At 70.6% G+C, this 11,632-nt stretch carries 12 protein-coding genes and 2 pseudogenes; 3 read left to right on the top strand and 11 right to left on the bottom strand.

The window, feature by feature from the left end; all coding sequences use genetic code 11:
• Positions 1–621: MaoC family dehydratase (locus tag CCN42_RS30790; RefSeq protein WP_086740538.1), on the top strand; the 621-nt coding region annotated here is incomplete at its 5' end.
• Between the two features lie 37 nt (positions 622–658).
• Here the strand turns inward: CCN42_RS30790 and CCN42_RS30785 are convergent.
• From CCN42_RS30785 to CCN42_RS30740, 10 genes and pseudogenes are all read right to left on the bottom strand, one after another.
• Entirely contained in the window at positions 659–1,288 is a 630-nt protein-coding gene (locus tag CCN42_RS30785) for a TetR/AcrR family transcriptional regulator (protein ID WP_086740536.1), read from the bottom strand.
• A 44-nt stretch (positions 1,289–1,332) separates the two neighbouring features.
• On the bottom strand, positions 1,333–2,652 hold the full coding sequence (locus CCN42_RS30780) for a dicarboxylate/amino acid:cation symporter (protein WP_086740534.1): 1,320 nt from the start codon (positions 2,650–2,652) through the stop codon (positions 1,333–1,335).
• A 304-nt stretch (positions 2,653–2,956) separates the two neighbouring features.
• The gene (locus CCN42_RS30775; protein ID WP_086740532.1) at positions 2,957–3,256 is read right to left on the bottom strand and encodes a DUF4229 domain-containing protein; all 300 of its coding nucleotides are present in this window, start codon (positions 3,254–3,256) and stop codon (positions 2,957–2,959) included.
• 82 nt (positions 3,257–3,338) lie between these two features.
• Positions 3,339–3,863 carry a GNAT family N-acetyltransferase gene (locus CCN42_RS30770; protein ID WP_086740531.1) on the bottom strand — a complete coding sequence of 175 codons (525 nt, stop codon included), beginning with the start codon at positions 3,861–3,863 and terminating at the stop codon, positions 3,339–3,341.
• 16 nt (positions 3,864–3,879) lie between these two features.
• A pseudogene (locus tag CCN42_RS30765) lies at positions 3,880–4,362 on the bottom strand (uracil-DNA glycosylase family protein).
• A gap of 267 nt (positions 4,363–4,629) precedes the next feature.
• On the bottom strand, positions 4,630–5,793 hold the full coding sequence (gene mqnE, locus CCN42_RS30760; protein WP_086167848.1) for an aminofutalosine synthase MqnE: 1,164 nt from the start codon (positions 5,791–5,793) through the stop codon (positions 4,630–4,632).
• A gap of 40 nt (positions 5,794–5,833) precedes the next feature.
• On the bottom strand, positions 5,834–6,289 hold the full coding sequence (locus CCN42_RS30755; RefSeq protein ID WP_043503139.1) for an Lrp/AsnC family transcriptional regulator: 456 nt from the start codon (positions 6,287–6,289) through the stop codon (positions 5,834–5,836).
• A 50-nt stretch (positions 6,290–6,339) separates the two neighbouring features.
• Positions 6,340–7,014 (bottom strand): UbiX family flavin prenyltransferase, encoded by a 675-nt coding sequence (locus tag CCN42_RS30750; RefSeq protein WP_086167849.1) that lies wholly within the window; start codon positions 7,012–7,014, stop codon positions 6,340–6,342.
• A 169-nt stretch (positions 7,015–7,183) separates the two neighbouring features.
• Positions 7,184–8,092 carry a menaquinone biosynthesis prenyltransferase MqnP gene (gene mqnP, locus CCN42_RS30745; protein ID WP_086740529.1) on the bottom strand — a complete coding sequence of 303 codons (909 nt, stop codon included), beginning with the start codon at positions 8,090–8,092 and terminating at the stop codon, positions 7,184–7,186.
• Positions 8,089–9,540, bottom strand: coding sequence for a menaquinone biosynthesis decarboxylase (locus CCN42_RS30740; protein ID WP_086167851.1), 1,452 nt, complete (start codon positions 9,538–9,540; stop codon positions 8,089–8,091). Before CCN42_RS30740 ends, mqnP begins: the two co-directional genes overlap by 4 nt.
• Positions 9,541–9,629: 89 nt before the next feature.
• Between CCN42_RS30740 and CCN42_RS30735 the strand changes: the two genes are divergently transcribed.
• Positions 9,630–9,950, top strand: a complete 321-nt coding sequence (locus tag CCN42_RS30735) for a PLD nuclease N-terminal domain-containing protein (RefSeq protein WP_086740527.1) — start codon at positions 9,630–9,632, stop codon at positions 9,948–9,950.
• 1 nt (position 9,951) lies between these two features.
• Positions 9,952–10,827, top strand: a pseudogene (locus CCN42_RS30730) (LysR family transcriptional regulator); the annotation flags it as partial.
• Here CCN42_RS30730 and CCN42_RS30725 read toward each other — a convergent pair.
• Positions 10,730–11,632, bottom strand: a 903-nt coding sequence (locus CCN42_RS30725; RefSeq protein WP_107427667.1) for a DMT family transporter, incomplete at its 5' end; no start/stop codon positions are given. The pseudogene CCN42_RS30730 and the gene CCN42_RS30725 overlap by 98 nt on opposite strands.

Raw genomic sequence — 11,632 nt, 5'->3', positions numbered from 1 at the left:
CGCGCCTTCCCGCTGCCACTGCTCGGCCTGGTCCACACCTCCTTCGACCTCACCCGGTACACCGCCCTGCCGGCCACCGGCGAGTACGCACTCGCCGTCCGCGTCGAAGGACTGGCGCCGCACCGGCGGGGCACCGAGGCGACCGTGCTGACCGTGCTGCGGGCGGACGGGGACGTCGTCTGGGAATCCCGCAGCACCTATCTCGCCCGGCACCGCACCCGCCACACCCCCGCCGGTACGCCGGCCCCGCCCGAGGACACACCCGGGGACACCGCGCTGCCCGCGCTCGCCGAGTGGCGGCTCGGGAGCGACCTCGGCCGCCGGTACGCCGCCGCCTCCGGCGACCGCAACCCCATCCACCTGCACCCCCTCACCGCCCGCGTCTTCGGCTTCCCCCGGCCGATCGCCCACGGCATGTGGAGCGTGGCCCGCTGCCTGGCCGCCCACGGCACGCCCGACGCGGTACGGGTCCGGGCCCGGTTCCTGGCGCCGGTCCCCCTGCCGGGAACCGTCGAGTTCGCCGCCCACGGCGGCCGGTTCGCCCTGCGCGGAGCGGACCGGACCCACCTCACGGGAACGGTGGACGCCCTCGGCGCCGCAACGCGCTCACGCCCCCGGTGACATGGGCGGGCTCACGCCCTCGGTGACGTGGGCGGGCTCACACCCTCGGCGGTGACCAGAACCGCCCCTCCAGGAGGCCGCCCAGCCCCGCCCACGCGAAGTTCATCAGGGTCCCCGCCGCCTGCCGGGCGGTGACGTCGGGGGTGGCGTTGGCCCACGCGGCCAGCGACTCCGCGGCGCCCACCAGGGATTCGGCGAGCCCGGCGATGTCCCGCTCGGCATGGGCGCCGGGGGCGGCCTCGGCGATCAGCCGGGTCACGAACGCCACCGCCTCCGCGCGCATCGCGGTGACCTCGGCGGCGAACGCGTCGCCGTGGGTGCGGGCCTGGACGTGCAGGACGGACCACCCGTCGGGGTGGTCCGCGGTGTGCGTGAAGAACGCCAGCAGCCCGTCCCACAGTTGGCGGTCGGGCGGCAGCAGCGGGTCGATACCGGCCCGGACGGCCGCGATCAGCGCCCGTGCCTCACGCCGGACACAGGCGCTGAACAGCTCGTCCTTGGAGTTCAGATAGAGATACACCAACGGCTTGGAGACACCGGCGAGTTCCGCGATGTCGTCCATGGACGCCGCCATGTAACCGCGCCGCCCGAAGATCTGTACGGCGGCGTCCAGCATCTGCTGCTCACGGACCGCACGCGGCATCCGCTTGGTCTTCACCGAACCCATGCGGACAGCGTACGGTCCGTGCCGCCGCCTTACTGAACACTCGGTCAGGCCGTGGCCTGGACCGCCCGGGGCTCGTCGGCCGGGACCGGCCTGTCCTCCGGCTCGTCGACCGGCGAGGCACCGCCCACCGAGTCGTAGGCCGTACGGTCCAGCAGGCCCTCACGGGCGGAGACGATGACCGGGACCAGCGCCTGCCCGGCCACGTTGGTGGCGGTGCGCATCATGTCCACGATCGGGTCGATGGCGAGCAGCAGCCCCACGCCCTCCATGGGCAGGCCCAGCGTGGACAGGGTGAGGGTCAGCATGACCGTGGCGCCGGTGAGACCGGCGGTGGCGGCGGAGCCGACCACGGACACGAACGCGATCAGCAGGTAGTCCCCGATGCCCAGCTGGATGTCGAAGATCTGCGCGACGAAGATCGCGGCGATCGCCGGGTAGATCGCGGCGCAGCCGTCCATCTTGGTGGTGGCGCCGAACGGCACCGCGAACGACGCGTACTCCTTCGGCACGCCGAGCCGCTCGGTGACCTTCTGCGTCAGCGGCATGGTGCCGACCGAGGAGCGGGAGACGAAGGCCAGCTGGATGGCGGGCCAGGCGCCCTTGAAGAACTGGATCGGGCTGGCCTTGGCGACGGTCGCGAGCAGCGCCGGGTAGACGCCGAAGAGGACCAGCGCGCAGCCGATGTAGATGTCGGCGGTGAAGGTGGCGTACTTGCCGATCAAGTCCCAGCCGTAGGTGGCGATGGCGTAGCCGATGAGGCCGACGGTGCCGAGCGGGGCGAGCCGAATGACCCACCACAGGGCCTTCTGCAGCAGTTCCAGGATCGACTCGCTCAGGGCGAGGATCGGCTGGGCCTTCTCGCCGAGCTGGAGGGCGGCGATACCGGCGACGGCGGCCATGAAGACGATCTGGAGCACGTTCAGCTCGGTGAACGGCGTGATGACGTCGGTGGGGACGATGCCGGTCAGGAAGTCCAGCCAGGAGCCGGTCTTCTCCGGCAGCTCACCGTCCTTCGGGGTCAGTCCGGTGCCCGCGCCGGGGTTGGTGACCAGTCCGATGGCGAGACCGATGGCCACCGCGATCAGCGACGTGATCATGAACCAGAGGAGGGTGCGGCCGGCCAGCCGGGCCGCGTTGTTGACCTTCCGCAGGTTGGTGATCGAGACGAGGATCGCGAAGAAGACGAGCGGGGCGACGGCGAGCTTCAGCAGCCCGACGAAGACGTCACCGATCTTCTCCAGGGCGGTGACGAGCCAGGACACGTCCTGGCTGCGGGCTATCCAGCCGAGCGCGGCGCCCAGGAGGAGGCCGATGAGTATCTGGGCCCAGAAGGGCGCCTTGAACGACTTCGTGTTCGCGGACACGGATGCTCCGGTGGGGACGCGTAGGGATACGTGGAGGGACGAGCGGAGGGGCGGGCGGCGTCAGCGGGGACAGATCCCGGAGGCACACCGGCCGAGGTCCACGTGCAGGCGCGCGACGAGCACGAGGCTCGGGGCCCAGGGGGACGCGGCTGCTGTCTTCACACCAGAGACGTTAACACCTGAACTTTGGGTGGCCCAAAGCCTTTCTTTGAGAGGCAGGCGGCGCTCAGCACCCCCACAATGCAAAAAGCCCCGGTTTCCGAGGGATTCGGAGACCGGGGCGTTTTATGCGGTGTGACGCGTCTTACGACGTCTGACCCTGCGCCCGGGCCGCGTCGTCGACACGGTCCTCCTGGCTGCGGTTCGCCTCGTAGTCGGCCTTCATCCGGTCGACCTTGCGCACGATCTGCTCGGACGCCCGGTCGCGCTCGCCGCGCAGCACCACGAAGCTGATCGGCGCGGAGATCACCAGGGAGAGCAGGACGACCCACAGGCCGTTGGAGGCGCCGAGACCGCGCGGGGCGATGCCCGAGTAGACGAGGCCCCAGACGACGACCAGGCAGCCCACGAAGATGCCGAGGCGCATCAGCGTGTATCGGAGCATCTCAATCCACTCTTTCGACTACGAACAGGGCCAGGCCACCGTCCAGTGAAGCACGACAGCCCCCCGGTCCCGCAGCCGGGGCTCAGCCCAGCGGCAGCAGCATGATCACGTCGTCCCGGTCGTCCCCCGGCGCCACGCGGATCGCGGCGGGGACGCGGCCGACCTCCTTGTAGCCGCAGGAGCCGTAGAACCGCTCCAGGCCGAGCCCGCCCCGGCAGGTGAGCCGGATCGCCTCGACCCCGTCGAAGCCGCGGGCCGCGCCCTCGGCGGCGGTGAGCAGATCGCGGCCGTACCCCTTGCCCTGGTGACGGGGGTGCACCATGACCGTGTAGAGCCACACCCAGTGGGTCATCAGCCGGTGGGTGTTGAGGTGGAAGAAGGCGGTGGCGGCGACCGCGCCCTCCTCGTCGTGCCCGACGAGCAGCCGCGCCCGGCCCTCCGCCATCGCCGCGAAGTGCTTCACCAGCTCCGGCCGGACCGCCTCCCGCCGCACCGGCGGCACGAAGCCCACGGCTCCGCCCGCGTTGGAGACATCGGTCCAGAGGTCGAGAATGCCGTCACGCAGCTCGGGGGTGACGGCGGGATCGAGCGTGAAGGTAAGGGCCATGGCAGGATGCTACCTATTACGTCAACGCCCGCGCCGCCACTTTCAGGTCCGCCACCAGGCCCTCGTACGCCCCCTCGCGGTCGTCCGCCCGCAGCACCGACGAGGGATGCACGGTCGGCACCAGCCGCTCCGCGCGCCCGTGGATCTCCCGCTCCAGCACCGTCCCGCGCACCTCGCCCACCCGGAACGACGACCCCAGCAGCGCCTTGCCCGCGGTCGCCCCCAGCACCACGATCAGCTCCGGCTCCACCAGCGCCGGCTCGGCCGCCGGCCAGGGCCCGCAGGCGGTCGTCTCCCGCAGGCTCGGCGCTTGTGGATCCGCCGCTTGCCCGGCTCGGCCCGGGTGAACTTGAAGTGCTTCACCGCGTTGGTGACGTAGGCGTCACCGGGGTCGAATCCCGGCCTCGGCGAGGGCGCGGTCGAGCAGCTTGCCCGCGGGGCCGACGAAGGGCCGCCCCTTCCGGTCCTCCTGGTCCCCGGGCTGCTCCCCGACGAGCATCACCCGGGCATCCGCGCCGCCCGCCCCGAACACGATCCGGGTGGCGTCGCGGTGCAGCGGACCTCCCCGGCACCCCGCGGCGGCCTGCCGCAGGGCGTCGAGATCCCGTGCCTCCTCGGGGACGAAGGGCGCGGCCGTGTACTGCTCCTCGGGTGCCGTCCTCATGCCGCCCCGAGTACCCGCCCACGGGGCACGGGCCGCATCGGCATGCGGTTGCGCCGCGTGGACGCGACCGGCCCACCACCACCGGCAGCAGGAGGACGGGCCTCAGAGCCGCATGGCCTGCGGCAGCTCCCGCCGCCCCGGCTCCGGCCCCTCGAACTCCCGGATGATCTCGTACCGGGTGTTGCGCTCCACCGGCCGGAACCCCGCGTCCCGGATCAGATCCAGCAGATCGTCCCGGGTCAGCTTGTTCGGCGTCCCGTAGTTGTCGGCGTCGTGCGTGATCTTGTACTCGACGACCGACCCGTCCATGTCGTCCGCCCCGTGCTGCAGCGCCAGCTGGGCCGTCTGCACCCCGTGCATCACCCAGAAGACCTTCACGTGCGGCACGTTGTCGAACAGCAGCCGCGAGACCGCGAACGTCTTCAGCGCCTCGGCCGGTGTGGCCATGGTGGTCCGCGCCTGGAGCCGGTTGCGGATCTTCCCGTCCTTCATGTCGACGAAGTCGTGCTGGTAGCGCAGCGGGATGAAGACCTGGAAGCCGCCGGTCTCGTCCTGGAGTTCACGCAGCCGCAGCACGTGGTCGACGCGGTGCCGGGGCTCCTCGATGTGGCCGTAGAGCATGGTGCACGGGGTCTTCAGCCCCTTCTCGTGCGCCAGCCGGTGGATGCGGGACCAGTCCTCCCAGTGCGTCCGGTGGTCGACGATGTGCTGCCGGACCTCCCAGTCGAAGATCTCGGCGCCGCCGCCGGTCAGCGACTCCAGGCCGGCGTCGATCAGCTCGTCGAGGATCTCGGAGGCGCTGAGCCCGCTGATCGTCTCGAAGTGGTGGATCTCGGTCGCGGTGAACGCCTTCAGGGAGACGTTCGGCAGCGCGGCCTTCAGCTCCCGCAGCGAGCGCGGGTAGTACCGCCACGGCAGGTTCGGGTGCAGCCCGTTGACGATGTGCAGCTCGGTGAGGTTCTCCGACTCCATCGCCTTGGCGAGCTTGACGGCCTCCTCGATGCGCATCGTGTACGCGTCCTTCTCCCCCGGCTTGCGCTGGAAGGAGCAGTACGCGCAGGAGGCCGTGCAGACGTTGGTCATGTTGAGGTGCCGGTTGACGTTGAAGTGGACGACATCGCCGTTCTTCCGCGTCCGCACCTCGTGCGCGAGTCCGCCGAGCCAGGCCAGGTCGTCCGACTCGTACAGCGCGATGCCGTCCTCGCGAGTCAGCCGCTCACCGGAGCGGACCTTCTCCTCCAGCTCGCGCTTGAGCCCGACGTCCATGCGTTCCGCCTTTCTACGACAGTCACCCAGAACCGTAGCCCTACGCCTCTTCCGGCAGTTCACCCACCCGGTTCTCCCACTTGGTGGAGAGCACGATGGTGGTACGGGTCCGCGAGACCCCCTTGGTCCCGGACAGCCGCCGGATGATCTTCTCCAGGCCGTCCACGTCGGTCGCCCGCACCTTGAGCATGAACGAGTCGTCACCGGCGATGAACCAGCAGTCCTCGATCTCCGGCAGGTCCTTCAGCCGGCGCGCCACGTCCTCGTGGTCGGCGGCGTCGGAGAGCGAGATGCCGATCAGGGCGGTCACACCCAGGCCGAGCGAGGCGGCGTCAACGGTGGCCCGGTAGCCGGTGATGACACCGGCCGCCTCCAGCCGGTTGATGCGGTCGGTGACGCTGGGCCCCGACAGGCCGACGAGGCGTCCCAGCTCCGCGTAGGAGGCCCGGCCGTTCTCCCGAAGGGCCTGGATGAGCTGCCTGTCCACCGCGTCCATGCGATTCGAAGCCTTCCGCTGAAGAAATCTGAGAAATGAGCGTGTGGGGGTCAGTCGTCACGGGAGCCGCCGCCGAGTTCCCCCTCCCAGCGGCGGTAGAGCGTGTGGGGGACACCGGCCGCGTCGAGAACCCGGCCCGCGACGAAGTCGACCAGGTCCTGGATGTGGGTCGCGCCGGCGTAGAAGGCGGGCGAGGCCGGGACCACGGTCGCGCCGGCGTCGTCCAGGGCGACCAGGTGGCGCAGGGTCTGCCCGTTCAGCGGTGCCTCCCGGACGGCGACGACCAGGCGCCGCCGCTCCTTCAGCACGACGCTCGCCGCCCGCTGCAACAGGTCCTTGGACAGCCCGAGCGCCACCCCGGCCACACAGGCCGTCGACGCGGGCACGATCAGCATCCCCTTGGCCGGATACGAGCCCGAGGACGGCCCGGCGGCCAGGTCCCCGGCGTTCCAGTACCGCACCCCGTCCAGGTCCGTCCGGAAGGCGTCCGGTTTCCCGTCCGCTCCCCGCGCCAGCCATTCCCGCAGGTCGTCCCGCCAGTGCGCGTCCCGGAAGGAGATCCCGGTCTCGTCGAGCAGCGTGAGCCGGGAGGCCCGGCTGACGACCAGGTCGACCGCTTCTCCCGCCGCCAGCAGCGCCCGCAGCACAGCAGCCGCATAGGGCGTCCCCGATGCACCGGACACCCCCACGATCCAAGGCGCGCGCTGCGTTTCTCCTGCGTTCACATCTTGAGCGTACCGGTGCGGCCGTCCGGGCTCAGGACGGGAGGGAGGCCTTGCGGTCCACGGGAAGCCGGTCGGTGTGGAGCGTCAGCTTGCCCAACGGTGCGCCGACCACCACCTCCGGCCCGTACGGCACGGTGTCCCGGCGGGGTCCCGGTGGGCCGCACCGTCCTCAGACCGTCAGTCCCCGAACCATCAGGTCGATAAGCGCGCACACGAACAGGGCGATGCCGATGAAGCCGTTGACCGAGAAGAACGCCCGGTTCAGCCGGGACAGGTCGTGGGGGCGGACGATGCGGTGCTCGTAGACGAAGGCCGCCGCGACGACGAGCAGGCCCAGCCAGAAGAAGGCGCCCGCGTCGGTGGCCAGCGCGTACCAGACGAACAGCCCCGTGGTGACGGCGTGGCACGCCCGTGCGCCCCAGATCGCCGCCGGGATGCCGAAGCGGGCCGGGACCGAGCGGACGCCGATCTCGCGGTCGGTCTCGACGTCCTGGCAGGCGTAGATCAGGTCGAAGCCGCCGATCCAGATGCCCACTGCGAGACCCAGGACGACCGCGTCCCAGGACCACTCCCCGGTGATCGCCAGCCAGCCGCCGATCGGGCCCATGGCCTGGGCGAGACCGAGGATGGCCTGCGGGAAGTCCGTGAACCGCTTGCCGTAGGGGTAGACGACCATCGGGACGACCGCCACCGGCGCCAGGGCCAGGCAGAGCGGGTTCAGCAGGGCCGCCGAGCCCAGGAAGATCACTACCGCGATCAGGGCGCCGGTCCACGCGTGCTTCACCGACATCGCGCCCGTCACCAGCTCGCGGTGCGCCGTGCGCGGGTTCCGCGCGTCGATCTCGCGGTCGATGATCCGGTTGACGGCCATGGCGAAGGTGCGCAGGCCGACCATGCAGACGGTGACCAGCGCCAGCTTGCCCCAGTGGATGTTCCGGTCCAGCTGGAACATCGCGGTGAGGGAGGCGATGTAGGCGAAGGGCAGCGCGAAGATCGAGTGCTCGATCATCACCAGGCGCAGGAACGCCTTCGTGCGGCCCGGCTCGGGGATGGCCGCGGAGGCCGTGCCGCTGCTCACAGCCCGTACTCCTTCCACCGGCGGTCCACCTTCGCCGCGGTCTGCGGGTCGGACTCCACCATGTCCGGCCAGCCGCCGTCGCGGGTGTAGCCCTCCTCCGGCCACTTCCGCGTGGCGTCGATGCCCGCCTTGCCGCCCCAGAACTGCTGGTAGGAGGCGTGGTCCAGGTGGTCGACGGGGCCTTCGACGACGGTCAGGTCGCGGGCGTAGTCGGTGTTGCCGAGGGCCCGCCAGGCGACCTCGTGGAGGTCGTGGACGTCGCAGTCGGAGTCCACGACGACGATCAGCTTGGTCAGGGACATCATGTGCGCGCCCCAGATGGCGTGCATGACCTTCTGCGCGTGCTTGGGGTACTTCTTGTCGATCGAGACGATCGCGCAGTTGTGGAAGCCGCCCGCCTCGGGCAGGTGGTAGTCCACGATGTCCGGGACGATGATCTTGAGCAGCGGGAGGAAGAAGCGCTCGGTGGCGCGGCCCAGCGGGCCGTCCTCCGTCGGGGGACGGCCGACGACGATCGACTGGAGCAGCGGGCGCTTGCGCATCGTCACGCAGTCGATGGTCAGCGCGGGGAACGGTTCCTGCGGGGTGTAGAAGCCGGTGTGGTCGCCGAAGGGGCCCTCCGGCAGCATCTCACCGGGCTCCAGCCAGCCCTCCAGGACGACCTCCGCCTGCGCCGGCACCTGGAGCGGGACCGTCTTGCAGTCGACCATCTCGATGCGCCTGCCCGCGACGAACCCGGCGAACAGGTACTCGTCGATGTCGCCGGGGAGCGGGGCGGTGGAGGCGTACGTCACGGCCGGCGGGCAGCCGAAGGCGATGGCGACCGGCAGGCGCTCACCGCGCCGCGCCGCCACCTGGTAGTGGTTGCGGCTGTCCTTGTGGATCTGCCAGTGCATGCCGATGGTGCGCTTGTCGTGGCGCTGGAGCCGGTACAGGCCGAGGTTGCGGATCCCGGTCTCGGGGTCCTTGGTGTGCGTCAGCCCCAGGTTGAAGAAGGAGCCGCCGTCCTTGGGCCAGGTGAAGAGGGCGGGCAGCTCGTCCAGGTCGACGTCGTCGCCGTGCAGGACGACTTCCTGCACCGGGCCGTCCTTGACCTTCTTCGGCGGTACGTGCGTCATCGCGCCGAGCTTGCCGAACGCCTCGCGGACGCCGACGAACCCGTGCGGCAGCTCCGGCCGGAGCAGGCCGCCGATCTTGTCGCTGATCTCGCCGTACGACTTCAGGCCCAGCGCCTTCAGCAGGCGCCGGTCCGTCCCGAAGACGTTCATGGCGAGGGGCATCGACGACCCCTTCACGTTCTCGAAGAGCAGTGCGGGACCGCCGGCCTTGTTCACCCGGTCGACGATCTCCCCGACCTCCAGATGGGGGTCGACCTCCACCTTGATGCGCTTCAGGTCTCCCTCGCGCTCCAGTGCCCTGAGCAGGGAGCGAAGATCGTCGTAAGCCATGGGGTCCAGTATCCCCGAGGGGCTACCCTGGCCCCGTCACGGGGGCCGCACGCGCGATTCCCGACCGCCGTAACACTGGGGGTGCACCGATGCTCCGGCTTCTGATGTTCGTCGTGCCACTGGCGCTGAGCGTGTACGCGTTCATCGACTGCATCAGCACGGACGAGCAGGACATCCGCCACATGCCGAAGCCGCTGTGGGCGATCCTCGTCCTGCTGTTCCCCCTGGTCGGTTCGATCTCGTGGCTGATCGCGGGCAAGAAGCGGGCGCTCGCCGCCGACGGCTGGCCGGGGGTGCGGGGCGGTGGCCGCTCCCGGCAGTGGGTGGCTCCGGACGACAATCCGGAGTTCCTGAAGTCCCTCGACCAGGACGACCCCGACGACGACAAGAAGAAGCGGGACGAGCCCTGACGTGGAGCTGCGGCTGCTGGTGACCTTCGAGAAGGTCGCGACCGTCCTGAGCTTCACGCAGGCCGCGGCCGAGCTGAGGTACGCCCAGTCCAGTGTGACCAGCCAGGTCCGCGCCCTGGAGTCGTCGCTGGGGGTGGAGCTGTTCGACCGGCTGGGGAGCCGGATCCGGCTGACGGACGCGGGCGAGCGGCTGCTGCCGTACGCCCGGCAGATCCTGGAGCTGACCGAGGAGGCGCGGTCGGCGGTGGCCGGTTCCGAGGAGCCGTCGGGGGTCCTCACCGTCGGCACGATGGAGTCACTGACGAACCACCGGCTGCCCCCGCTGCTGGAGTTCTTCCACCACCGCTACCCGAAGGTCCGGCTGTCGCTGCGCACGACGATCGGCGACGAGACCCGCCAGGCCCTCCGCCAGGGCACCTACGATCTGGGTTTCCTGATGGAGCGGGAGACCGTGCACCCGGGTCTGGAGACGGAGGTGCTGGCGGTGGAGCCGCTGGCCCTGGTCGCCGCGCCCGGTCATCCGCTCGCCGGCCGCCCGGTCGGCACCGCCGACCTCACCGCCCAGTCGCTCCTCGCCACCGAGCCCGGCTGCGCCTACCGCGATCTGTTCGAGCGGGAGCTGACCTCACTGGCTCCCGTGTCGTTCATGGAGTTCGGCACCATCGAGGCGACCAAGCGGGCGGCGGCGGCCGGTCTCGGGGTGTCGTTGCTGCCCGAGATCACGGTCGCCGCCGAACTCGCCGAGGGGGTGCTGGTACGGCTGGACTGGGAGCCGCCGTTCACGCTTCGGACGCAGCTGGCGTGGCGGTCCGGGAAGCGGCTTCCGGCGCACGCCCGGCTGTTCCTCGAGCAGGCGCGGCGGCTCGTGGCCGAGCAGGGCCGGCCGTCTTCCCGAGGGTGACCTTGAGGCTCGCGAGGACGATCAGCGGCACGCCGAGGGCCTGCACGAGGCCGATGTGGTGGCCGTACACCGCCCAGTCCATGACCATGGCGACCGCCGGGTAGACGAAGGCCAGTACGGCGATCTTGGCGGTGGGCAGCTGGGCGTAGGCGGCGTACATCAGCACGTACATCAGCCCGGTGTGGATCACGCCGAGCCCGACGAGCCAGCCCCAGTCCGCGCCGGTGCCGCTCATCGCGCCGAAGTTCGCGAACGGCAGCAGCAGGGGGATGCCGACGAGGACCTGGACGAGGGCGATCAGGTGCGGGCGCACTCCGGTGATCCGCTTGGTGACCAGGGTGGACAGGCCGTAGAGGAGCGCGGCGAGCAGGGCCTGGCCGATGCCGAGGAGGTAGCCGCCGCCGGCGGTGAAGTCGCCCGGGGTGACACCGGAGACGAGGATCAGCCCGGCGAAGGCGAGGGCGATCCAGCCGACCTTGGCGGCGGTGAGCCGCTCGCGGAAGAACAGGGCGCCGAGCAGCACCACGTAGAACGGCTGGGTGTGGTAGACGACGGTCGCCACGGATATGGACGTGCTCTCGTACGACTGGAAGAGGAACACCCAGTTGAAGACGATGAACACGCCGCCGAGGACGGCGAGTCCGAGGGTGCGCGGAGTGAATCCGTGGTCGCGGAGCCAGCCGCGGGCGAGGACGTAGCCGCCGAGGGCGAGGGCGCCGAACAGGACGCGGAAGAAGACCACGTTGAAGGGCGAGGCGCCGGACTCGACGACGAAGACGCC

This window comes from Streptomyces glaucescens (genome assembly GCF_002154375.1).
Classification (GTDB): domain Bacteria; phylum Actinomycetota; class Actinomycetes; order Streptomycetales; family Streptomycetaceae; genus Streptomyces; species Streptomyces glaucescens.
The sequence above is the reverse complement of the archived record's forward strand: the minus strand, read 5'-3'. Positions and strand labels throughout refer to the sequence as shown.